Below are 23,245 nucleotides of genomic sequence, written 5' to 3'. Positions count from 1 at the left end.
TCTCAGCCAGATTGAGATGCGGTTTCTCCGCCGAAACCGCATTCTCCCCTTCCCTTGACGACTTGCTTTTCAGCCTGGCTTGCGATCGCGTCTGCGCTCCGCTCCCGTTCCTGTGCGCCTAGTTCCGGTCCTCCGGCAGGTCGTCATCATTCAGGATACGCCACTTCGCGCCTTCCAGATCATCATATTGTCCTGACTTGAGGCTCCACAGGAAGGCCACGAGCCCAAGCCCTCCAAGAAACAGCGCAACGGGGATCAGATAGATCAGAACAGACAAGGGAGCAGCTCCTAGCGGCTTCAGGATCTTGACCGGGAAACGCGAGGCCACCGGCAAGACACGCATTCAAACGCGATCAGCGGTCATTGCCCCAGCGCAGCCGCAAGGCATTGGCGGTCACCGCCAGAGACGACAGCGACATGGCGACAGCGGCAAGCAGCGGGGTCACGAAGCCTGCAACGGCCACGGGCACCGCAATGACATTGTAGATCGCAGAGATCCAGAGATTTTCCTCAATCGCCCGCCGGGCCTTTTTGGACAGGGCCAGAGCATCGGCAACCGGCTGCAGCTTGTCGCTCAAAAACACCGCATCTGCGGCGGCCTGGGACAAATGCACGGCAGACACCGGCGACATGGAGACATAAGCCCCCGCAAGCGCCGGAGCGTCGTTCAGGCCGTCACCGACCATCAGGACCTTGCGGCCCGCCTGCTTCAATTCTTCCAGACGGGCAATCTTGTCCGCAGGCTTCAGCCCTGCGTGCCAGCTGGAAATGCCCAGATCCTCGGCGGCCGTCCGCACAGCCCCTTCCCGGTCACCGGACAGAATCTCCAGCTCGTACCCCTTGTCCCGAAGAAGCCCGATGACCTTGACCGCATCCGCCTTGAGGCTCTGGCCCAGCGGCAAGAGACAGGCAGGCTCGTCTCCATGGCGCACCGCCAGAAAGGACGCACCGGGATAAAGGGCAGAAACTTCGGCAAGCTCTGCCTCTTCAACACCGCAGAATGCCGGGCTGCCCAGTCGCAGAAGCTTGCCATCTGTCTGGGTTTCGACGCCAGATCCGGTGACTTCACGCACGTCTGCAAAGGGCACGAGATTGCCGGCCCCTTCGGACAGGGCACGGGAAAGCGGATGCCGGCTGGAAACCGCCAGCCGCCGTGCCTTGGCGAGCAGACCTTCAGGAATGCCATCAGGATCGAGGAGATCAGGAGCTGCGATTGTCAGCGTGCCGGTCTTGTCGAACACGATCATGTCCGCATCCGCCAGCCGCTCGATCGCATCCCCGGAATTCAGCAACACGCCAGAGCGGAACAATTGGCCGGAGGCGACCACCTGTACGGCAGGCACAGCCAGCCCGAGCGCGCAGGGACAGGTGATGATCAGCACCGAGATCGCAATCACCAGCGACGGCTGCCAGCCCAGGCCATAGAACAGCCAGCCTGCGAAAGTGATCGCAGACGCCGTGTGAACGATCGGGGCGTATAGCCGGGCCGCCCTGTCGGCAATACGCACATAAAGCGACTTGGCCTGGGCCGCCGTCTCCAGCAGCCTGTTGACCTCATCCAGAAGCGTTGCCCCCGAAGCGGCACTGACCCGAAGGTGCAGCGTTCCGTCGCCATTGACGGTCCCGGCAAAAACATCGGCGCCGGGCGCAACGGCCACCAGAAGCGTCTCGCCGGTGACCAGGCTCTGGTCGATTTCCGAATTGCCCTGCACGACACGCCCGTCAACCGGGATCCGTTCCCCGGCGCTGACCAGAACCAGATCACCCGGATCGATCTTGGACAGGGGCACTTCGCGCACAGTGCCATCCGGGTTGATGCGCACGGCCACTTCGGCCTTAAGAGCCGCAATGTTTTCCGCCAGCGAGCGGGTGCGTCCCCGCATCATGTGGTCGAGATAGCGCCCGACCAGCAGGAAGAACAGCAGCATCACGGCGGATTCGAAATAGACCATGTGGTGATGCTGAATGGTCTGGACCAGCGACAGACCGACAGCAAGGAGAACGCCGATGGAGATCGGCACATCCATGTTGAGCCGCCCTGCCCGCACCGCCTTGAACGCGCTGACGAAGAACACGCGGCCGCAATAGGCCACCGTCGGCAGGCCGATCAGAGCCGAAAGCCAGTGGAAGAAGTCCCGGGTTTCCGGTGTGATGTCGGTGATATTGCCGGACCAGACGGAGACCGAGAGGAGCATGATGTTCATGCCCGCAAATCCGGCAACGGCCAGCGCCCTGAGGAGCTGCTTGCCGGTCTTGTCCTGATGCTGCTTCTGGGAGGCCGGATCAAAAGGATGCGCCGTGTAGCCGAGCCTGGACAGTTCCGAGATGATGTCATCCGGAGACGTCTTGTCCTTGACCCATTCCACCGCAAGACGGTGGCTGGTGAGGTTCACCCGGGCATTGACGAGACCGGGCAGCCGGGACAGGCCGCGCTCGATATCGCCCATGCAGGCGGCGCAGGTGATCCCCTCCACCGCCAGATCCATGTGCACCACCCCGTCTTCAGCGCCCTCACGGGCCGGGGTGGTGAAGGCATCCCAATCGCGCATATGCACGGTCACGGCAGACCTCTACTCGTTCAGGAACACACGGTTTTCGGACAGGAATATCCTTTCGCCATTCTGCATGGCGACGACTTCCAGCTGCCAGTTGCCCGCCGGAAGCGCATCGAGCTTGCCGGTGTAGACACCGCTCTCTGTCTCGCCAAGGTCAACGGTCAGATCCTGGCCCTGATAGACCGGATGCTTCAGCGTTGCCGTGAAAGCCAGACCCGTCAGCGGGGCACCGGTCTTGTCGCGCGCTTCCACGCGGACATCGCCGGAGCCGGTCAGGCCGCGGGTCAGGTCCACCCCGACCTTCCAGCCGCGCTCGCTTTGAGCGGTGGCCGCCGCAATGGTCTGGTTATATTCCTGTCCAGCCTTGTAGGAGCTCTCCACCACCACCCCGGGGAATGTCCCCAGGGCGTAGTAGATGAAGACGCCATTGGCCGCAAAGACCAGTCCGAAGAAGCCGAGCAGCCACATCAGGACGCCACGTCCGGTCAGCTCGCGGGCAGGCTTCGTGCCAGATACGGTTTGTGTCATGGTTTCCATCCTGCTCTGCCTCACGGCGCCTTGAAGAAGTCTTTTGCCGTCACGACCTCTCCCATCACGGACTCAGTCAGGCGGAAGACAATCGGCGTGCTTTCCGGCATTTTCACACCAGCCGGAGACGTGACCAGAACGCGCAGCTCGCGGGTCTGGTCCGGTCCGATCTCAATGATTGGCCGGTCGGCAAAGGTTGTGTCCACACCGACAGCCTCAACCTTCGTCCCCTGCGGCATCCCTTCTACATGAAGCATGAAGTGCCTTGTATGGGTACGCTTGTTGAGCAGGCGGACAGAATAGCCGTTGCGGATCGAGCCGTCCGTCTGGATCACATAGATCGGGTTGCGGTCATGCAGCGCGTTGATGCCGGCGAAATCGCGGGTCAGCAGCGCGGTGAGCATGGTCAGTCCGACAGCGACGATGACCGCTGCGTAGATGATCGTGCGCGGGCGGACGATGCTGTAGATCGGGTCCTTGCCCTCGATCCGGCGCTGGATGTTTTCATCCGTGTCATAGCCGATCAGACCCGTCGGCTTACCGACCTTGGTCATCACCGTGTCACAGGCATCGATACAGAGCCCGCACTGGATGCAGTCGAGCTGCAGGCCCTTGCGGATATCGACCCCTGTCGGGCAGGCATGGAAGCATTGGGCGCAGTCGACGCAATCACCGGCGGGAAGACCTTCGGCCTCCAGCTGCTTGTTGTGCTTCAGAGAGCCGCGCGGCTCACCCCGGTCCCAGCGGTAGGTGACGTTGAGTGCCTTCTCGTCTGTCAGGGCCGCCTGGATACGAGGCCAGGGGCACATGTAGATGCACACCTGCTCGCGCATGAAACCTGCCAGCAGATAGGTAGTGGAGGTCAGGATGCCGATCCAGATATAGGCGCTCCAGGGAGCCTGGAAGGTTGCGAGTTCGGTAACCAGCGTCGGGGCATCGGCGAAATAGAGCACCCATGCGCCGCCGGTCCACCAGGCAATCATCAGCCAGAGGAAATGCTTGGTCGCACGCTTGGCGATCTTCTTGCCGGTCCAGGGCTCCTTGTCGAAGGCAATCCGCTCACGCCGGTCGCCTTCTACCTTCCGCTCGATGAAGAGGAAGAGATCCGTCCAGACGGTCTGAGGGCAGAGATAGCCGCACCAGATGCGGCCAGCCACAGCATTCATCAGGAACAGGGCAACGGCTGCCAGGATCAGAAGACCCGTGAGGTAGTAGACTTCCTGCGGCCAGATCTCGATGAAGAAGAAATAGGCGCGCCGGCCGGTCAGGTCGACCAGAACCGCCTGATCGGGCGCGTTCGGACCCCGGTCAAAGCGGATGAAGGGCAGGAAGTAGTAAATTCCGAGAGTGATGAAGAGCAGGGTCCATTTGATCTTCCGGAAGAGCCCATGGACTGCCATCGGATAGATCTTCTTGGCCGATGCGAACCATTCCTCAGGTTCGCCACCGTGCCCGTGTTCGGTGTCGGCGCTCATGCCGTCCGTCCTTCTGTTCCGGATCCTGCCCCAAAAGGATCCTGTGGGTTCCGGCACGAGGCGGACGTGCCCGCCCGTGCTGTCTCCTGATTATCCGGCGCAAGGTTTTGACGCCTTGCGCCGGATCAAACCGGTCAGATTCCGGTGTGGTCTTTCAGACCGTCTTACTGGCCACCACCGAAGGAGTGGACGTAGACGGCAAGCGACTTGATCGTCGCCGGATCCAGGCGGCCTTCCCAGGACGGCATCACGCCGTTATGCGGGTTGGTGACCTGGGACTTGATCGCAGCCAGGGACTTCCCATAGAGGAAGGTCGCGGCGGTCAGGTTCGGGGCACCCATTTCCTGCATGCCCTTCAGATCTTCGCCATGGCAGGCCGCACAATTGTCGGCATAGACCGTGGCACCAGCTTCCAGATCGGCGCCTGCGTCCGTTTCCAGGCCGGTCTTGGAGGCAACGAAGTTGGCCACCTGATCGATCTGTTCCTTGGTCAGCAGCTCATCGCGGCCAAAGGCCGGCATGTCGCCGATGTGGGCTTCGTCATGACCGGACCGGATACCGAACTCGATCGTCTGGTAGATCTGGTCGATCGTGCCGCCCCACAGCCAGTTGTCGTCCTGCAGGTTCGGATAGCCCTTGGAACCGGTTGCACCGGACCCGTGACACGGAGCGCAGTTGTCGCCGAAAGCGGCTGCCCCGTTGGCATTGGCGAACTCCAGGAGTTCCGGGGTGGTGCGGATGTCCTCGAAGGAAGCATCCACCAGCTTTGCCCCGGTGACGGCGCGCTCTGCCATGCCGGCTTCATAGTCGGCAATGGCGTCGGCGCGCTGGCTGTAGCCCATGACACCTGTGGTGTATCCGGAGACCAGCGGCCAGGCCGGATAGATGACCCAGTAACCGATGGCCCACAGGATACAGGCGTAGAAGGAATAGAGCCACCAGCGTGGCAGCGGGTTGTTCAGTTCCTTCAGGCCGTCCCACTCGTGACCGGTGGTCTCGACACCCGTAATCTTGTCGATTTCTGTCTTATGTGTTTCCGACATGGATCAATCCTCCCGCAACGGGATCTGAGCGGCGTCTTCGAACCCCTTGCGGTTCTTCGGCCACAATGCGTAGGCCAGGACAGCGCCAAACATGATCATGAAGTAGAGAAGGCCCCAGGTCTGAGCGAAACCTGCGAAGGCAGTGTAGGTCTCATTCATCGCATCACCTCAGGTTTGCCTTGTCGTCGTAGATCGAGAAGTCGACGGTGGTGCCGAGCATCTGGAGATAGGCGACGAGAGCGTCCATTTCCGTGACTTCCTTCGGGTTGCCGTCGTAGTCGCGAACGACTGCGGTCGGGTACCGCTCAAGGAAGGCATCCGCGGCATCCGTGTCAGGCTGGGCCTGCGCCAGGATGTCCTTGGCTGCTGCGTCAATCTGCTCCTGTGTGTAGGGCACGCCGATGACTTCGTTGACCTTCAGGTGGCTTTCGATGTCCCGGGTGTTCAGCCGGTTTTCCTTCAGGAAAGGATAGCCGGGCATGACCGATGCCGGAACAACCGCACGCGGGTCCACCAGGTGGGCGACGTGCCAGTCGTCGGAGTACTTGCCGCCAACGCGTGCAAGGTCCGGACCGGTACGCTTGGAGCCCCACTGGAACGGATGGTCATACATGGACTCCGCAGCCAGGGAGAAATGGCCATAGCGTTCCATCTCGTCCCGCATCGGGCGGATCATCTGCGAGTGGCAGAGATAGCAGCCTTCACGGATGTAGATGTTACGGCCGGCCAGTTCGAGCGGCGTATAGGGACGAACGCCCTCGGTCTTCTCGATCGTGCTCTTCAGGTAGAAGAGCGGAGCGATTTCGACCAGGCCGCCGATGGCGACCATGACCAGAATGCCGACGAGGAGAACGATAGAGTTCTTTTCGAAGATTTGGTGTTTTGCCCAAACAGACATTTTGTCTCCTCCCCCTTATTCGGCCGCAGCCAGAGCGCCGCTCGGATTGGCTTCGGCTTCAGCAGCCTCGCCGTGACGAACGGTCATCCATAGATTGTAGGCCATGATCAGAGAGCCGAGGACGAACAAGAAGCCGCCAGCTGCACGGATCGCATAGTAGGGGAACATCGCTTCAACGGTTTCGATGAACGAGTATTCAAGGAAGCCGAGCTTGTCGTAGGCGCGCCACATCAGGCCCTGCATGATGCCGGAGACCCACATTGCGGTGATGTACAGAACAATACCGAGGGTCGACAGCCAGAAGTGCCAGTCCACAAGCTTCAGCGAGTAGAGGCTCTTCTTGTTCCACAGCCAGGGAACCAGGCAGTAGAGCGCACCGAAGGAAATGTAGCCCACCCAGCCCAGGGCACCGGAGTGCACGTGGCCAATGGTCCAGTCGGTGTAGTGCGACAGCGAGTTGACCGCACGAACGGACATGAGCGGACCTTCGAAGGTCGACATGCCGTAGAAGGCGACCGACACGACGAGCATGCGCAGAACCGGGTCGGTTCTCAGCTTGTCCCATGCGCCGGACAGGGTCATCAGACCGTTGATCATGCCACCCCAGGACGGCATCCACAGGATGATCGAGAAGGTCGCACCGAGGGTCGAAGCCCACTGCGGCAGAGCCGTGTAGTGCAGGTGGTGAGGACCAGCCCAGATGTAGATGAAGATCAGCGCCCAGAAGTGAACGATGGACAGGCGGTAGGAATAAACCGGCCGGCCAGCGCGCTTCGGAACGAAGTAGTACATGATGGCCAGGAAGCCGGCGGTCAGGAAGAAGCCCACCGCGTTATGGCCGTACCACCACTGAACCATGGCATCCTGTACACCGGACCAGACGATGTAGGATTTGGTACCGAACACCGACACCGGAATGGTGGCGTTGTTGACCAGATGCAGCATCGCGATCGTCACGATGAAGGCCAGGTAGAACCAGTTTGCCACATAGATGTGCGGCTCTTTGCGCTTCCACAACGTTCCAAGGAACAGGAACAGATATGCCACCCAGACAATGGTCAGCCAAAGGTCGGCATACCATTCCGGCTCGGCGTATTCCTTGCCCTGGGTTGCACCCAGAAGGTAGCCCGTGCCGGCAATCACGATGAAGGCGTTGTAGCCGATGATCACGAACCAGGGCAGCACACGGCCCGGCATGCGGGCGCGGCAGGTGCGCTGGACCACATACATGGAGGTTGCCAGAAGCACGTTGCCACCAAAGGCAAAGATCACTGCGGAAGTGTGCAGCGGACGCAGGCGGCCGAAATTCGTCCAGGGAAGGTCGAAGTTCAATGCCGGCCAGGCGAGCTGGGACGCGATGATCAGGCCTACGGTGAAGCCTGCGACACCCCAGAACATGGCTGCCACGGTGCCGAACTTGACCGGCCCCATGTTGTAGTTCGGCTTGCCGTTGATCTCCTGCGGAGCCAGCGTGCCGTCACTGTCGAAGAAAGTTTTGAAGATGGCGAACACACCGCCGGCAGCCACAAGGGCTCCGATGGTTGCGTGAAATGCCATCACTTGGTCGTATGTTTTGCCTGCTACGATTAGGCAGGCGAATGCCAACACCACAAGGAAAGCTGCAAACAGTCCTTCCTCGAGCGTGATGAGTCTGGCCTTGGTCTGTGCCATTTTCGCGCCCCAGTCTTATCAATCGTTACACTGTGCCAACGATTAGACGGACCATGCGCACGTTGCGCGGCAAGACACGTTGATTCAAATCAACCTGCCCCTCTGCCCCTCTAGAAAACCGCCGGTCAGTTCCTCGAGTGCGGCAATTGGCGCACACCGCCAAGCACCAACACCCACGCAACACAACTCAGAATAGCGGACATGCAAAAAAGAGGCATCAACCGCCGACCCCTCTTTCAGCTGCTGGTCCCGCATAGCTAACAGTGTCCGAAATATCAGCGGATGAGAAGACCCAATATGCCCCCGGAGCGTGTGAGAGACAAAATACCGCATGTATTACGGCAGCTTAGCGTTTCCTCAAAACCAGCGCCGTGACGATTGGAAGGAGAAGGACCATGCCGATGTAACGGGCAAGCTGATGGGCCGCAACGAAGGCCGGATCCAGGTCCAGCATGAAGGCCAGCAACGTCATGACTTCCAGTCCGCCGGGGGCATAGGCAAGCAGAAGCTGTCCGAATGGCAAGCCCAGGGCGTAGGAAACGGCCCAGGCCGCACCGGCCGAAACGGCAAGGCCAACCCCGACGGCGCCCAGCCCGACCCCAATCATGGACAGGAACGAGCGCCAGGTGGTCTGCTCGAACCGGCAGCCGATGAAACAGCCAAGGCCGATGTAACAGGGAATCAGCATCCATTGGGGCAGCGCCACCGGGATCGTGCCCGTGGCATTGAGCGCAGAGCTCATGAAGAAGGCGCCGGTGAGCCACCCGCCCGGCAGGCGGAGACGCACTGCAAGCAGGCTGGCAGCCGTGCATAGCGCAAAGAGAACTGCCAGTTCCGTGAGTGTCGGCAGGACCGGCCGCTCCATGCCATGCATCACATGATCCGTGCTGCCGGTCACCGCATAAGGCAGGACCGCCACCAGAATCAGCAGGCGGATCGATTGGGAGGCGGCGATCCGGGCGAGATCCGACTTGGTTTCCGCCGCAAGTGCCATGACGAAGGACAAGGCCCCGGGCAGCGCCCCGAAATAGGCGGAGGTGCGGTCCCAACCTGCTGTGATCCGCAGGAAGGCATAGGTCGCGAGCGTGACGAGAATCACCACGAGAAACAGCACCGCCATGGAAACCGGCCACTGGCTGACCCGCTGCACGACATCCGGACTGACGCCCGCGCCCATGGACAGGCCGAGAATGATGAAAAGCCCATTGCGCATGAGACCGGGAATGGCCACCGGCAGCCGCGACAGGGCGGCGATGGCAACCACGATCATGGCTCCCGAGAGCCAGGCAGCAGGAAGTCCGATGAACGTGAAGAGCAAGCCCCCCACCGCGCCGAGCGCAAGTGTCATGGCAAGAATGGCGGCCGGGCGCAGATCGAACACGCTGGAACCCTTTTTCGGCAGTTGAGAAAGATCAAGGACGGCGGGAGGTTGGGAAGGCAGTGTGCCGTCATGACTGACACATCTCTATCCTACGCGATGCGCAATGTCCCGCGCTACACCAGTTATCCAACGGCGCCGCACTTCAGCCCGTCGGTGACAGCCGACGCCTATGAAGGCTGGCTGGGCGGTCTGACGTCTTCGGATAGCTTGTCCCTTTATCTCCACGTGCCCTTCTGCCGGGAGATCTGCCACTACTGCGGCTGCCACACCAAGGCGACCCGGCAAGAGGCGCCGCTGGTCGCCTATGCCAGGACACTGGCGCAGGAACTGATCCTGACGGCAGGAAAGCTCGGCGGCCAGGGACCGGTGCGTCACATTCATTGGGGCGGCGGCACGCCAGGGCTCCTGCCCCGCGAAAGCCTTCTGGAACTGACGGGCCTGATCCGGGTCCTGTTTAATGTGGCGCCGGATGCGGAACACGCCATTGAACTTGATCCGCGCAATGTCACGCCCGATCTGGCCCAGACCCTTGCCGAATGCGGCGTCACCCGCGCCAGCCTGGGGGTTCAGGATTTCGACTTCGGAGTGCAAAAGGCCATCGGCCGCATTCAGCCCCACTCCGTGGTGGTCGCAGCCACCAAGGCCTTGCGGGACGCAGGGATCACCGCGCTGAACTTCGACCTGATGTATGGCCTTCCCGGCCAGAGCAGCGAAACGATCCGGGACACGGTGGCCAAAACCATCGCGCTGAAGCCCGGCCGCGTGGCCCTGTTCGGCTATGCCCACGTGCCCTGGATGCGCAAGCATCAACGCTTGATCGATGAAGCCACGCTGCCCGGCCCGGCCGAGCGCATCCGGCTCGCCGATCTTGCCAGAGCAGACCTTCTGGCCGCAGGCTACGAGCCGATCGGTCTGGATCACTTCGCCTTGCCGGACGACAGCATGGCCATTGCCCTGCACAACGGCACTCTGCGGCGAAACTTCCAGGGCTATACGACCGATCAGGGCGACCAGTTGCTGGGCTTCGGCGTTTCTTCCATCGGACGGCTGACGCAAGGCTATATCCAGAACATCGGTGATGTCGGTGCATGGCGCAGGGCCGTCGAGAGTGACCAGCTTCCGGTCGCCCGCGGCATGGCCCTGACCACGGACGATCTCCTTCGCGGCAAGATCATCGAAGAGCTGATGACCAGCTACACCTGCGATCTGGAAGAGGCTTGCCGGCGCTTTGACCAGCCGGTGGAAGAGCTCTCTGGTCCGGTCGGCGCTCTCAGCGAACTGATCGGCGACGGACTTGCGGAGGTCGACGGCTGGAAAGTGAAGATCCCGGCCAAGGGCAGACCCTTCGTCCGGCTCGCAGCCGCGGCCTTCGACGCCTATCTCGCCCCGGCCCATGCAGGCGAGCAGAAGCACTCGATGGCGGTGTGAGGCCGCATTTCAAGTTCCAAAAAGGCCGACATCGCGTGGTATCAGCCTCGGATTGCTGACAAAGACCCAATCACCCTTGATGGCGTCAAATCGCGAAGAGTTGGATGTCATCCCTGCGAAGGCAGGGACCCAGTAACCGTCTGAGGTAACTGCCTTTTTCAAGACCCCACTCTAGCGCGTACTAGTTCCCGGTCTTGGTGCAGGGCACCAAACCGGGATGACCAACAAACTTGGCTGCTTTGTCATGGGCCAAAAAGGCCGGCACCTGATGGCGCCAGCCTTTCCCGAAACGGGTCGATGGGAGCTTGTGCTTTTTTTGATGTGACCCGCGCCTGGGAGGTCAGATCAATGGAAGCCGGTCATCTGGCAGAGACCGCAAACGCGGTGCAGATGGATCTGGTCGGACTTGTCGGCGCGGATCACGCCCTTGCGCTTCAGTTCGGAAACCACGCGGCTGACCGTCTCGATGGTGAGGCCAAGGTAATCGGCGATTTCCTGGCGGGTCATGTGCAGCTTGATGTCACAGCTGTCATCCGTGCGCTCCGGATCAGGACCGACACAGCCGACGCCGCCCCGGTTGGGAACCAGATACATCAGGAAGCTGGCCACACGCTCCTGCGCCGACTTGCGGCCCAGCAGCACCGCATGGTCATGCAGGGCATTCATCTGCGAGGTCAGGCAGCGCGTCAGGCGGCGCTGGAATTCCGGTGAGGTTTCGACGTGGCGGAGATCGATTTCCTGAACCTGGGCATCGGTCAGGGTTTCTGCAGTGCAGTCATGCTCTTCCGAAGAAGCAAGACCAAAGATATCCCCCGGGCGCAGGACTTCCACCACCTGGCGGCGGCCATCAGGCAGCAGCTTGAACAGCATGACTGTTCCGCGCTCCAGATGATAAAGCCGGCGGGCTTCATCGCCTTCGTAATAGACGACATCGTGCGGAGCGAACTTCAGGCTCTTTGCACCGAACTCGGCAAAGCTGGCAATGGCTGCCTCATGCTTCGCACTGGCAGCATTGCGCCGTTGCAGATCCGTTGCAGCGACAATGTTCTGATCGAGGTAAGACATGTTTCCCCTCCTTGAAGAGCAACCGGAGAAGCAGGAGGATCACAGCTGCGATCCAGCCATCCTCCTGATCGATCTGCAATTTTGCAGCTGATCAGGCTTGGGATGAGAACCCTGCCTGCTGACCTGCCCCGTCCGACATGCCAGCATTGGTTGTTGAGAGGACCCTAGACGGAAGTTCGCATCTGCGAAATTCGGTCGATTGCGTAAGGCCAAATACATAGCCCGTATAGAAAATTAGACACAGACAGCAAAAACAGAAAGACACGCCTCAGCGCAACCGATCAGGCGGCTGAAAGGCATGCCATTCATACCCAGAAGCTCAGTTCAAGTGAGCAACCAGGGACGGCAGCGAGAGCGGCTTTCTAAGCACGACAATGTCGTCACGGCTGACCGGCAGCGAGCGGTCGATCATGGTTCGCGACCGGCCGGATATGACGATGAAACGGGCTGGATTTTGCTCGCTTTCAAGCTGACGAACCACTTCCTCACCGCCAATTCCCGGCAATCCGAGATCAACGATGACCATGTCGCCCGCGCCCGGACGGGCGGCATCCAGAAACGCCTCGCCATCATCAAAGCACACCGTCTGGTGCCCCAGCTCTTCCAGAAGGACCGAGAGGGCGTCTGAAACGGCCATATCATCTTCGATAATATATACCTGCACGAACTGGTTCCCGGCTCACATCATTGCGTCTGTCACAAAAATAGCGCTTCAAAGCCGTCTATTCTGTACGCAATAACACGAGCTGCCGTTAAGGAAATCGAAACGTTTCCCGGGAGCGGGCAAGCAGAGTTGAGGATTTCAGCCGGTTTCCGGCCCGCCAGATTGACACGGGCCGGTGTCCGAAAAATCTCTCAGGAGTGGCCGAGGACGATGCGGACCAGATCCGCCGCATTGCGGGCGCCAAGCTTTTCCATGATGCGGGCCCGGTGAACCTCGACCGTGCGCGGGCTGATGCCGAGCAGACGGCCAGCTTCCTTGTTGGAAGCTCCCCCGGTGATCGCATCCAGAACTTCACGTTCGCGGCGGGTCAGTTGATCTGCCCCTTCAAAGGTGCCCGGCTGATCTGCCCCGCGCTGGGACATGGCCATGATGCCTTCGTTGACCCGTTCGACGACCGTATCAGCGGTGAAGGGCTTCTCGATGAAATCGAAGGCACCGTTGCGGATCGCTTCCACGGCCATCGGGATATCGCCCTGACCGGAGATGATGAAGATCGGCGCCGGATAATGATCCGCGTTCAGGGCCTTGAGGATCTCGATGCCAGACCGGCCAGGCATGTGAACATCAAGCATCACGCAGGCTGGCTGGGTCTTGCTGGCAGAATCGATGAACGTATCGCCATCGGAAAAGGTCTCGACGACAAAGCCTTCCATGCTGAAGACGACCGACAGCGCATCCCGGACAGCCGGATCATCATCCACGATATAGATGGCTTTCGGTTCATTCGTCATGTGACCCACTTCCCTTTCAACCTGCCCTTTGTCAGAACTTTCGATTTCAAGCTCTAACCGGTTTTATTTCAAATACTTGTGACAGTCACTCATTCGCTGGCAAGCGCAGCACGAAGGTTGCGCCCCGGCCCATGTCCGGCATTCCAAGCATCAGATCTCCGCCGTGGTTCTGCGCTATCGAACGCGAAATCGCCAGCCCAAGACCCAGGCCTTTGCGTTTTTGTCCAGAGAAAGCCTTGAACAAATCCCCAGCAACTTCCTCTGGGACACCCGGACCCGTGTCAGAAACACGGATCTCTATGAAATCTCCGTCACTTCTGGCCGAGATGCTGACCTTCTTGATCTTGCTGCCAGCCACCGCTTCGCGGGCATTGCGCAGAAGATTGATCATGATCTGGCGAATCTGGACCGGATCGGCGGACAGGGGCGGCAGTCCCGGTTCCGTGTGGCAGGCGAAGAAGTCACGGCGCTCGTTGGTGCCCATGGCAACCAGATTGATACAGCCTTCCAGAAACTCCGGAATGCTGATCTCTTCGCGCTCCGGATCCTTCTTCTCGACCAGTTGACGCATGCGCTGGATGATCTCGCCGGCGCGCTCGGCTTCCTTCACCGCCTTGTCGATGATCGACAGGATCATCGGATCGATCGTGTCATTGCCCTGGGCCTTGCGGGAGACCGATTGCAGATAGAGCAGGATCGCTGTGAGTGGCTGGTTGAGCTCATGGGCAATGGCGGCGCCCATTTCGTCCATGGCGCTGATGCGGGTCATGTGAACCAGCTGGGCCTGAGCCTGGGCGAGACGCTCTTCAACAGAACGGCGGGGGCGAAGGTCACGGAGGATGCCGATGAACTGGCGGCCGGCCGGGGTCGAGGCATCGCCGACCGAAAGCTCTACCGGGAACTCGGTGCCGTCCTTATGGCGCCCGCGCACTTCACGTCCGATGCCGATGATGCGCTTCTCGCCAGTGTCCAGATAGCGCTGGACATAGGAGTCGTGATCCGCCGCATAGTCGGCCGGCATGATCGCGCTGACATTCTTGCCCAGCAGCTCTGAAGCGGTGTAGCCGAAGATGCTTTCGCAGGCTTTATTGAAGGCAAGCACCTGAAACCGTTCGTTGATCACAACGATACCGTCCACGGCCGTGTCAAAAACGCTGGCGAGCCGCGCTTCCGAAACAGTCCAGGCCGTTGCATCGGCGCCATGACTTGCGTTGTCCATATCCCCTCGCGAACGGGTCTTGAAACCTGCAACTGCAATACAGGTTAGTACTTACCCGTTCAGATTTAAGGGGTTCAGGAAAAAACGGCAAGCCGCAGGTTTTCAGGCCTTGGCCACCCAATCGACGATGCGCCCGACCACATCGCTCAGGTGGTCCTGGCGGCGGGCGAAGCAAAGCCGCAGAAACCCTTCTCCCGCAGCCCCGAATGCACTGCCCGGAGCCAGACCCACGCCGGTTTCCCGGACCAGATCAAGCGCCAGCTGGCGAGTGTCGGAGATGCCATCGACGCCGAAAAAGAAGTAAAAAGCGCCCTCTGGTGCAGCAAAGCGGATCCGCTGATGGGCAGAGAGCCCGTCAACCGTGATTCGCCGACCTTCCCGGGCACGGGCAATCTGTTCCTCCAGGAACTCCCGGCCCTTGGTGAGCCCGGTCAGAGCGCCGCGCTGGCTGAACACGGCCACGCCGGACGTGGTGTACTGAATGAGGTTCTCGATCACCTGGCCGAGTTCGGCCGGTGCAGACAGCCAGCCAACGCGCCAGCCGGTCATCGCCCAGTTCTTGGAGAAAGTGTTCACATAGAGAATGCGGTCATTTTCTTCGGCGACATCATAAAAGGACGGTGCCCGCTCGCCCGTGCCATAATAGAAGCGGCCATAGACCTCATCTGCGATGATCCAGAGGCCCAGCGCCCGCGCCCGCTCAAGGATCGCAGCCAGAAGCTCGCGGCTGGCAACCCAGCCCGTCGGATTGGACGGCGAGTTCAGGAAGATGGCCTTGGTGCGGCTGGTTACCTGCGCGAAGAGGCGGTCCACATCGAGGGACCAGCCTTCCGGCGAAAAGTCCATGGCGACCGGCACGCTTTTCGCGCCCATCACCTCGACGGCTGCGGCCAGGTTCGGCCAGGCCGGCGACGGATAGATGACCTCATCCCCAGCCCCGGCAACACACTGAACCGCAAGTTCGATTGCGTGCATGCCCGACCCGGTGACGAAGAACCGCTCCGGTGAGAAGGGACGGCCATAGAGTTCGCCGTGATAATCGGCGAGCGCCTGGCGCAGTTCGGGAATGCCGCGCTGATAAGTGTAGAACGTTTCGCCATCGTCCAGCGACAGCTTGGCAGCCTCGCGGATGAAAGGAGGCGTCGGCAGATCGCCCTCACCGATCCACAAGGGGATCAGGTTGCTTTGCTCACGCGCCGCATTGACGACTTCGACAATACCGCTTTCCGGCGCTTTCCGGGCTTCAGGGCGCAGGGTTTCAATGAGCTTCGACGACATCCGCCAGATTTCCCTTCAAAGAGTGGTCCATCTCTCATACCTGACGGCAGAGCCCCGGTCCCATTCATCTGTGTGAGAAATCGTTCACAAAATTTGATCAAAAGAGCCAGCAATGATGTTTCAAGGTGGGCCTTGTGAGCTTTCGGGAACAGGCGGCCACTAAGCTCTCGTTAGTCATCAACTCTGTTCTCAATAGTGTTCAAAAGGGCAAACCGGCCTTTCCTCTCGCCGTCATTCCGGGCTTGACCCGGAATCCATGCCGTTCCGCCTCCTGAAAGCACAGCTTTTCTGTGGGGCAAGGTTACGGCATGGATGCCATGGTCAAGCCATGGCAGGACGAAGACGGAGGGGATTTCTCCCGCGGAAAAGCTGACTTAGCCAGTTTTCCCGCCCAAAACCCATCCGCTTGTCATCCCGGCCAAGCGGAGCGCGAGCCGGGACCGGTGCCCCAAACGAGTATCGGTTTCAATCAACAGGCTATCGATACGCCTCGGCTCACCGATCCCGCATCTTCGCTTTGCTGCGTGCGGGATGACGAAAGGCCTGGCTTGCCATCAATCTCGGCCACCCCAGGACGGGGCGGCCTCGAAGAACGTGTCAGACCAAGACTACTTCTTCAGGAGATCGCGGATCTCGGTCAGAAGCACGATGTCCGCCGCGGGAGCGGCCGGAGCCTTGGGGGCTGCTTCCTTCTCACGGCGCAGGCGATTGACACCCTTGACCACGATGAAGAGCGCGAAGGCAACGATCATGAACTTGATCACCGCATTGATGAACAGGCCGAGGTTCCAGGTGACCGCACCGGCTTCCTTGGCCAGAGCCACGGTCGCATAGGGGCCTTCCGGCATGCCCTGCTTCAGGGTGATGAAGATCTCGGAGAAATCGACATTGCCGAGCAGCAGACCGATCGGCGGCATGATGATGTCATCAACCATGGACGACACAATCGCACTGAAGGCGGCACCGATCACGATACCGACGGCCATGTCGAGCATGTTGCCCTTGATGGCAAATTCCTTGAATTCCTTGAGCATGCGCCCTCCTGCTGCAACGGATCCGGGCAATTGCCCAGGGTCCCCCTTCGTCACCAAATCCTTAAGATGTTTCCCCGCCTCCGTCCATATGGCTCGCCGCTTCACCGCAAGACCAATAGACAGAACCGGCGACATATGATCCGATTTGGCGCAGGGGCGAATAAAGACAAGGCGTTGTGACAGCCGGAAGGCCCCTGGAGGAACCGCAACGGCATGATGCACGGCACATTCGTGATACTGGCTGCACTGGGCTATATCCTGCTGCTGTTCGCCATCGCCAGCTACGGCGACCGGATGCCGCGCCGGTTCATTCCCGGACGACGCGGACGGCCGTTGATCTATGCCCTGTCCCTGTCGGTCTATTGCACCTCCTGGACATTTTACGGCTCGGTTGGCGGGGCAAGCCACAATGGCTTCGAGTTCCTGACCATCTATGTCGGGCCGATCCTGGTCTTTGCCCTCGGCTATCCGGTGCTGCGGCGGATCATCAGCATTTCCAAGTCAGAGCGCATCACCTCGATCGCCGACTTCATCGGCGCACGCTATGGCAAGAGCCAGCCGGTCTCGGCTGTCGCGACCCTGATCGCTGTCATCGGCATCATCCCCTATATCGCCCTGCAGCTGAAGGCCGTTTCCCAGTCGATCACCACCATGATCGGGCCGCTGAATGCGCCCGAGGCCGTCCAGTGGATGCCTGTCTTCAACGACATGACCCTTCTGATCGCCATTTGCATGGCGGTCTTCACCTGGCTGTTCGGCACGCGGCATATCGATGCGACGGAACACCAGGCTGGCCTGATGCTTGCCATCGCGGCAGAGGCGGTGGTCAAGCTGGTTGCCTTCATGGCGGTCGGGATCTGGGTAACCTATTCGCTCTATGACGGGCCGGTGGACCTCATCCAGTCGATTTCCAGCGCACCTGAGGTGGCGGGCGTCTTCACCCAGTCGCTCAACCGGGACAACTGGCTGGTGATGACGCTTCTGTCTGCCTTTGCAGTGGTGGCCCTGCCCCGCCAGTTTCATGTGACGGTGACGGAAAACAATTCGGAAGCGGAAGTGCGCCGCGCCACCTGGCTGTTCCCGCTCTATCTTGTGCTGATCAACCTGTTCGTGGTGCCGATTGCAGCTGCTGGCCTCCTGCGCTTCGGCCATGACATCAACTCGGACACCTATGTGCTGGCCCTGCCGATCGACGCAGGCCAGGGCTGGCTGGCACTCTTTGCCTTCATCGGCGGTCTTTCGGCGGCCACCGCCATGGTCATCGTGGCCACCGTCGCTCTGGCGATCATGATCTCCAACGACATTGCCGTGCCGCTGATCCTGCGCCGGCGCAGCGAGGACGAACTGGTGGCCGCCGGCGGCAAGGACATGAGCCGCCTGCTTCTGACCGTCCGGCGCATGGCGATCTTCCTGATCCTGCTGCTGGCCTATGCCTATTACCGGGCGACGGGGAACACGGCAGCGCTTGCCTCCATCGGCCTTCTGTCCTTTGCCGCCATCGCCCAGTTTGCCCCGGCCCTGATCGGCGGGCTCTTGTGGCGCAGGGCAACAGCGAGAGGCGCTATTGCCGGCATGAGCGTCGGCTTTGCCATCTGGCTCTACACGCTGTTCATTCCGACTTTCGCCGTCTCCAATCTCATTCCCAGCACCTTTCTGGATACGGGCCCCTTCGGACTTGAATTCCTGAAGCCTCAGGCCCTGTTCGGACTGGAAGCCGCGCCCCTCGTGCATGGCACGTTCTGGAGCCTGGCTGGCAATGTCATCTTCTTCATCGTCTTTTCCCTGATCCGGAGGCCGGAGCCGGCGGAAAAGCTTCAGGCGAACATTTTCGTGCCTGCCGACCTGACCCCTGCTCCGAGCCTCCGCCTGTGGCGCACGACAGTGACCGCAGGCGATCTGCGCTCCACCATCGCCCGTTATCTGGGTGAGGAACGCACCGACAGGTCCTTCAACCGCTATGCGCGCGAACGCGGGCTGACGCTGGATCCGGCAAGCACCGCAGATGCAAGCCTCTTGCGCTTTTCCGAACAGATCCTTGCCAGCGCCATTGGCGCGGCGTCTTCCCGGCTTGTTCTGTCGCTGATGCTGAAGCGCCATGACCCCTCGGCAAAGGGCGCGGTCAAGCTGCTCGACGATGCCTCGGCGGCCATCCAATATAACCGCGACCTGCTGCAGACGGCGCTTGATCAGGTCCGCCAGGGGATCGGCGTGTTCGACCGGGACCTGCGCCTGATCTGCTGGAACCGCCAGTTCCGCGACCTTCTCGGATTGCCGACCGAATATGGCCAAGTCGGCACGACACTCGATTCCATCATCCGCTACAATGCGGAACGGGGTGAACATGGCGACGGCCCCATTGAGGCTATCGTCTCTGACCGGCTAGAACGTCTGGCGGTGGTCCAGGATACGTTCCAGGAGAGGCTCACCTCTTCCGGCAGCGTGCTGGAAGTCCGCATCAGCCCCATGCCGGACGGCGGCATCGTGACGACCTACACGGACATCACCGAACGGGTGATGGCGGAAGATGCCCTTGCCCGGGCCAATGAAACCCTGGAACGGCGTGTGCGCGAACGCACAGAGGAACTCACCTACGTGAACCAGCGGCTGGTGCAGGCGACCCATGCGGCTGAGGAAGCCAACATCGGCAAGACCCGGTTTCTGGCGGCGGCCGGCCACGACATTCTCCAGCCGCTGAACGCCGCACGGCTTTATTCCTCTGTGCTGGTCGACCGGCTGAAGGAAGGGGAAGCGGGGGATCTGGTGCGCAATGTGGAAGCAGCGCTGGAATCCGTCGAAGACATCATCGGCGCGGTGCTCGATATTTCCCGTCTCGATACCGGGGCTCTCAAGCCGGAACTTTCCGTCTTCCGGCTGGATGTGCTGCTGACGGCATTGAAACTGGAATTTGAGCCGGTTGCTCAGGAAAAGGGCCTGACACTGCGCTTCGTTCCCACCTCCCTCTCGGTCCGCTCCGACCGGAGGCTTCTGCGCAGACTGCTGCAGAACCTTGTTTCCAACGCGCTCAAATACACCTCCAGCGGCTCTGTGCTGGTTGGCTGCCGCCACAAGAGCGGCAAGATCGTCGTGGAAGTTCACGACACCGGCATGGGTATCCCGCCCGCCAAGCAGACGGTAATCTTCGAGGAGTTCCACCGGCTGGATGACGGCATGCGTGTCGCCAAGGGGCTTGGCCTGGGCCTGTCCATCGTCGAGCGGATTTCCAACGTGCTGGACCATCCGGTCAGCCTCAGTTCAAAGACCGGCCACGGATCCTGCTTCCGCGTGACCTTGCCGGTCGCGGCGGCAGTTCCTCTGGAAGCTGCCCCTTCTGTTGTTCCGGGAGTGCCCGGCCAGCTCACTGGCCTGTGTGTCCTGGCCATCGACAACGAACCGGACATTCTGAACGGCATGCGTCATCTGCTTGAGAACTGGCACTGCCAGGTGATCACCGCGCCCAATGATGTCGAGGCAGCCCACCTTCTGAACGAAGCTGGACAAAAGCCGGATGTCATTCTGGCGGATTATCACCTGGATGACGGCAATGGCATCGAGGCAATTGTCCGGCTGCGCTGGAAATTCGGCTCCCGCATTCCGGCCTTCCTGATCACTGCCGACAGAAGCCGGGGCGTGCGCAGTGACGCCTCGCGCAAGTCCATCGACATCTTCAACAAGCCCCTGAAACCTGCGGCCCTCAGGGCACAGCTGGCAAGATGCGCTGCGGAACGGGAAACGGCGGAACTGGAAGGCGTCAGCCCCGGGCAAACTGAGGCGTGATCACCTTGCCGCCACCGTCTTTCAGAAACCGGAACAGCTCACTGCTTCTGGTCGGCCGGCCGAAGTGATAGCCCTGCAGGCAGTCACAGCCTAATTTGCGCAGGGTTTCGGCCTGAACTTCGGTTTCCACGCCCTCCGCCGTCACGGTCATTCCCAGGGTATGAGCCATGGAAATGATGGCGGAGATGATGGCCTGACTGTCCTTGCCGCCGGACAGTTCGTCCACGAAAGACTTGTCGATCTTGATCCGGTCAAACGGGTAGAGCCGGAGATAGGACAAGGAAGAGTAGCCGGTCCCGAAATCATCCAGCGCAATGCTGACACCAAGCTCGGACAGTGCGTTCAGGATCGCCCCTGTCTGGCGGAAATCCTGGATCAGGACGGATTCGGTGATCTCGAGAATGAGCCGCTCTGAGGCAAGGCCAGTCTCTTCCAGGATGGCTTTGACCGTCTCGACGAAATCCGGAACCATGAACTGGATCGGCGACAGATTGACGGCGATGCTGATGTTGCCCGGCAGTTCCAGCGCCTGACGGCAGGCCCTGCGCAGAACCCATTCTCCGATCGGAATGATCAGGCCGGTTTCTTCCGCGACCGGAATGAACTCGGCAGGCGAGATGCCGTTGCGGCCTGGATGGTTCCATCGCAGCAGGGCTTCGTAGCTGAGGACAGACCCGTCCTTGCTGCTCACCACCGGCTGATAGGCAAGGTCCAGCTGATCCAGCTCGATCGCGAGGCGCAGCTCTTCCTCGATTTCCCGGCGGTTACGGATTTCCTCTTCCATGACCGACAGATAGGTCAGGGCACGTCCTCGTCCGAGGTGCTTTGCCTTGTAGAGAGCGATGTCCGCGTGGCGCATCAGCTCGTCCAGCGCACGGCCGTGGCCGGGACTGATGGCAAGGCCAATGGTCGCACCGACCTGCAGTGTCCGCTCGCCGATAAGGAACGCCGGACGCAAGACGTCGATGATCTGCTGCGCGAGAGCCTGCCCGTCTTCCGGATCGGAAAACCCGCCGATGGCGGCAAACTCATCGCCGCCGATGCGTGCCAGAAGGACCTTGCCCTCGCAAATCCGGGTCAGGCGCTCCGCCACCATGGACAGCAGCCGGTCCCCCACCGGATGACCGCAAATGTCATTGACCGTCTTGAAGTTATCCAGGTCGATCATGAAGATGGTCTGGCTGCGGCCGCTGGCATGGGCCTTGTCCAGTTCCCGCTGCGCCACCTTGAAGAACCAGCTGCGATTGCCGATTGAGGTCAGGGAATCATGCGCGGCCATATGCTCCAGCAACTCACTGGAGCGGCGGGCATCGGTCACATCCGAGCCAACGCCTCTGTAGCCGATAAAGGTGCCACGTTCGTCATAAGCTGGCCGGGCAGCCAGAGACCACCATCGCATTTCCTTACCGATCTGGACCGGCACGACCATGCTGTGAATGGATTGTCGGGAGATGAAGGCCTTCACCAGTGCCTTGCCCTCCTGGGCGATTTCCCCCGTCGCCTCCTGTTTCAGCAGAAGCCCGAAGTCCATCCCTTGCAACTCTTCACGGCTCCGCCCGCTCACTTCGACAAAACGATAGGAGACCCGCTGAAGACAGCCATCCGCGTCCGTTTCCCAGAGCCAGTCGCTGGCCGTCTCCTCGAATTCATTCAGCAGGAGAGCGATGAGTTCCTCTTTTCTCTTGGCTTCCGCTTCAGCAAGAAACCGGGAGACGAAAAGACTGGAGGACAGGATGACCGAGCCGAAAACAATGAAGCTGAAGCTGCACAGCAGGATCGCAAAGACGAGGCTGTTGGTGGTTCCCTCGATGACAAGCGCAACGATGGAACCCATGATCAGAATGCCGATCCAGGCGATGGCCGCAGCCGGAACGGTCGCAAGGGCGAAGCTCCCCGCCCCGATCATGCCGGTGGTCAGGGACGCAATGATGAGTTTCGTCTCGGGGCCGAAATAGGCGAAGGTAACGATTGGCACCACCGCCCAGAACGAGGACAGGACGACGGCATTGCGCACGGCCGCCTTCATTGCCCGTGGCGAGGCTTTCTTGATTGGCTGCCGCCGGCTCTTGAGCCAGGCCTTGATGCCAAAACCAAGGCAGAGCGACAGGCCGCAGACCCAGGCCGCCAGGACACTGGCCGGGATGGGGCCATGAAGCATCGCGACGACGACGAGAATATTGATGAGATTGGCGACGACCGTGAAAGGAAAGAGGTTCATGACGGCACGGATCTGAGCCGCACGCACCCGCGATGCCAGGGCGTCATCGATGACCTGCTTGCCGAAAGCAACGGACGTCGCAAGGCCGCGTGCCCGCACGGCCTCAGAGCGGCCGGGAGCAATGGTCTCCTCAGCCCCGGTGGTTTGCTTGCTCCCGTCGAGAGCATCAACCAGACCGAGAAAACTACCGATGCTGAAAATCGCCTTCACCGCAGCAACACCA

The 23,245-nt window shown here is 60.7% G+C and carries 18 protein-coding genes; 2 read left to right on the top strand and 16 right to left on the bottom strand.

What is annotated here, in order from left to right; genetic code table 11:
- Window positions 1–118: 118 nt before the first annotated feature.
- The 9 genes from ccoS to BUA94_RS04545 all read right to left on the bottom strand — a co-directional run bounded on the left by ccoS (window position 119) and on the right by BUA94_RS04545 (window position 9,551).
- Window positions 119–277, bottom strand: coding sequence for a cbb3-type cytochrome oxidase assembly protein CcoS (gene ccoS / locus BUA94_RS04585; protein WP_073010909.1), 159 nt, complete (start codon window positions 275–277; stop codon window positions 119–121).
- Between the two features lie 76 nt (window positions 278–353).
- Window positions 354–2,561 carry a cation-translocating P-type ATPase gene (locus tag BUA94_RS04580; RefSeq protein WP_073009372.1) on the bottom strand — a complete coding sequence of 736 codons (2,208 nt, stop codon included), beginning with the start codon at window positions 2,559–2,561 and terminating at the stop codon, window positions 354–356.
- A 9-nt stretch (window positions 2,562–2,570) separates the two neighbouring features.
- The gene (locus tag BUA94_RS04575; protein ID WP_073010906.1) at window positions 2,571–3,083 is read right to left on the bottom strand and encodes a FixH family protein; all 513 of its coding nucleotides are present in this window, start codon (window positions 3,081–3,083) and stop codon (window positions 2,571–2,573) included.
- Window positions 3,084–3,103: 20 nt separating this feature from the next.
- Complete coding sequence (ccoG, locus tag BUA94_RS04570; RefSeq protein ID WP_208979966.1) at window positions 3,104–4,558, bottom strand: cytochrome c oxidase accessory protein CcoG; 1,455 nt, start codon at window positions 4,556–4,558, stop codon at window positions 3,104–3,106.
- Between the two features lie 164 nt (window positions 4,559–4,722).
- On the bottom strand, window positions 4,723–5,601 hold the full coding sequence (ccoP, locus tag BUA94_RS04565) for a cytochrome-c oxidase, cbb3-type subunit III (protein ID WP_073009368.1): 879 nt from the start codon (window positions 5,599–5,601) through the stop codon (window positions 4,723–4,725).
- A gap of 3 nt (window positions 5,602–5,604) precedes the next feature.
- Window positions 5,605–5,760: a cbb3-type cytochrome c oxidase subunit 3 gene (locus tag BUA94_RS04560; RefSeq protein ID WP_073009363.1), complete on the bottom strand. Its 156-nt coding sequence runs from the start codon at window positions 5,758–5,760 to the stop codon at window positions 5,605–5,607.
- 4 nt (window positions 5,761–5,764) lie between these two features.
- Window positions 5,765–6,499, bottom strand: a complete 735-nt coding sequence (ccoO, locus tag BUA94_RS04555; RefSeq protein WP_073009360.1) for a cytochrome-c oxidase, cbb3-type subunit II — start codon at window positions 6,497–6,499, stop codon at window positions 5,765–5,767.
- A gap of 15 nt (window positions 6,500–6,514) precedes the next feature.
- Entirely contained in the window at window positions 6,515–8,170 is a 1,656-nt protein-coding gene (gene ccoN / locus BUA94_RS04550; RefSeq protein WP_073009356.1) for a cytochrome-c oxidase, cbb3-type subunit I, read from the bottom strand.
- A 346-nt stretch (window positions 8,171–8,516) separates the two neighbouring features.
- Window positions 8,517–9,551 (bottom strand): AbrB family transcriptional regulator, encoded by a 1,035-nt coding sequence (locus tag BUA94_RS04545; protein ID WP_208979965.1) that lies wholly within the window; start codon window positions 9,549–9,551, stop codon window positions 8,517–8,519.
- Between the two features lie 69 nt (window positions 9,552–9,620).
- Here BUA94_RS04545 and hemN point away from each other — a divergent pair, with 69 nt between their 5' ends.
- The gene (gene hemN, locus BUA94_RS04540) at window positions 9,621–10,979 is read left to right on the top strand and encodes an oxygen-independent coproporphyrinogen III oxidase (protein WP_073009351.1); all 1,359 of its coding nucleotides are present in this window, start codon (window positions 9,621–9,623) and stop codon (window positions 10,977–10,979) included.
- A gap of 345 nt (window positions 10,980–11,324) precedes the next feature.
- Here the strand turns inward: hemN and BUA94_RS04535 are convergent, their stop codons facing one another.
- From BUA94_RS04535 to mscL, 6 genes are all read right to left on the bottom strand, one after another.
- Window positions 11,325–12,044 (bottom strand): Crp/Fnr family transcriptional regulator, encoded by a 720-nt coding sequence (locus tag BUA94_RS04535; RefSeq protein ID WP_084081699.1) that lies wholly within the window; start codon window positions 12,042–12,044, stop codon window positions 11,325–11,327.
- 319 nt (window positions 12,045–12,363) lie between these two features.
- On the bottom strand, window positions 12,364–12,708 hold the full coding sequence (locus BUA94_RS04530; protein ID WP_084081698.1) for a response regulator: 345 nt from the start codon (window positions 12,706–12,708) through the stop codon (window positions 12,364–12,366).
- Window positions 12,709–12,899: 191 nt separating this feature from the next.
- Window positions 12,900–13,499: a response regulator transcription factor gene (locus BUA94_RS04525; RefSeq protein ID WP_073009348.1), complete on the bottom strand. Its 600-nt coding sequence runs from the start codon at window positions 13,497–13,499 to the stop codon at window positions 12,900–12,902.
- Window positions 13,500–13,584: 85 nt separating this feature from the next.
- Complete coding sequence (locus tag BUA94_RS04520) at window positions 13,585–14,718, bottom strand: two-component system sensor histidine kinase NtrB (protein WP_073009345.1); 1,134 nt, start codon at window positions 14,716–14,718, stop codon at window positions 13,585–13,587.
- Window positions 14,719–14,820: 102 nt separating this feature from the next.
- Window positions 14,821–15,996 carry a pyridoxal phosphate-dependent aminotransferase gene (locus tag BUA94_RS04515; protein WP_073009339.1) on the bottom strand — a complete coding sequence of 392 codons (1,176 nt, stop codon included), beginning with the start codon at window positions 15,994–15,996 and terminating at the stop codon, window positions 14,821–14,823.
- Window positions 15,997–16,604: 608 nt separating this feature from the next.
- Window positions 16,605–17,030 carry a large conductance mechanosensitive channel protein MscL gene (mscL, locus tag BUA94_RS04510; protein ID WP_073009335.1) on the bottom strand — a complete coding sequence of 142 codons (426 nt, stop codon included), beginning with the start codon at window positions 17,028–17,030 and terminating at the stop codon, window positions 16,605–16,607.
- 213 nt (window positions 17,031–17,243) lie between these two features.
- Between mscL and BUA94_RS04505 the strand changes: the two genes are divergently transcribed.
- Window positions 17,244–20,804, top strand: a complete 3,561-nt coding sequence (locus tag BUA94_RS04505) for a PAS domain-containing hybrid sensor histidine kinase/response regulator (protein ID WP_175557994.1) — start codon at window positions 17,244–17,246, stop codon at window positions 20,802–20,804.
- Here the strand turns inward: BUA94_RS04505 and BUA94_RS04500 are convergent.
- Window positions 20,779–23,232: a putative bifunctional diguanylate cyclase/phosphodiesterase gene (locus BUA94_RS04500; RefSeq protein ID WP_084081697.1), complete on the bottom strand. Its 2,454-nt coding sequence runs from the start codon at window positions 23,230–23,232 to the stop codon at window positions 20,779–20,781. The two genes, BUA94_RS04505 and BUA94_RS04500, sit on opposite strands and share 26 nt — an antisense overlap.
- Window positions 23,233–23,245: the final 13 nt, after the last annotated feature.

This window comes from Roseibium suaedae, assembly GCF_900142725.1.
GTDB lineage: Bacteria > Pseudomonadota > Alphaproteobacteria > Rhizobiales > Stappiaceae > Roseibium > Roseibium suaedae.
The sequence above is the reverse complement of the archived record's forward strand: the minus strand, read 5'-3'. Positions and strand labels throughout refer to the sequence as shown.

Coding starts and splice junctions, on each gene's coding strand:
- BUA94_RS04575 (WP_073010906.1), bottom strand. CDS start 3,083: ATGACACAAACCGTATCTGGCACGAAGCCTGCCCGCGAGCTGACCGGA.
- ccoG (WP_208979966.1), bottom strand. CDS start 4,558: ATGAGCGCCGACACCGAACACGGGCACGGTGGCGAACCTGAGGAATGG.
- ccoP (WP_073009368.1), bottom strand. CDS start 5,601: ATGTCGGAAACACATAAGACAGAAATCGACAAGATTACGGGTGTCGAG.
- BUA94_RS04560 (WP_073009363.1), bottom strand. CDS start 5,760: ATGAATGAGACCTACACTGCCTTCGCAGGTTTCGCTCAGACCTGGGGC.
- ccoO (WP_073009360.1), bottom strand. CDS start 6,499: ATGTCTGTTTGGGCAAAACACCAAATCTTCGAAAAGAACTCTATCGTT.
- ccoN (WP_073009356.1), bottom strand. CDS start 8,170: ATGGCACAGACCAAGGCCAGACTCATCACGCTCGAGGAAGGACTGTTT.
- hemN (WP_073009351.1), top strand. CDS start 9,621: ATGACTGACACATCTCTATCCTACGCGATGCGCAATGTCCCGCGCTAC.
- BUA94_RS04535 (WP_084081699.1), bottom strand. CDS start 12,044: ATGTCTTACCTCGATCAGAACATTGTCGCTGCAACGGATCTGCAACGG.
- BUA94_RS04525 (WP_073009348.1), bottom strand. CDS start 13,499: ATGACGAATGAACCGAAAGCCATCTATATCGTGGATGATGATCCGGCT.
- BUA94_RS04520 (WP_073009345.1), bottom strand. CDS start 14,718: ATGGACAACGCAAGTCATGGCGCCGATGCAACGGCCTGGACTGTTTCG.
- BUA94_RS04515 (WP_073009339.1), bottom strand. CDS start 15,996: ATGTCGTCGAAGCTCATTGAAACCCTGCGCCCTGAAGCCCGGAAAGCG.
- mscL (WP_073009335.1), bottom strand. CDS start 17,030: ATGCTCAAGGAATTCAAGGAATTTGCCATCAAGGGCAACATGCTCGAC.
- BUA94_RS04505 (WP_175557994.1), top strand. CDS start 17,244: ATGATGCACGGCACATTCGTGATACTGGCTGCACTGGGCTATATCCTG.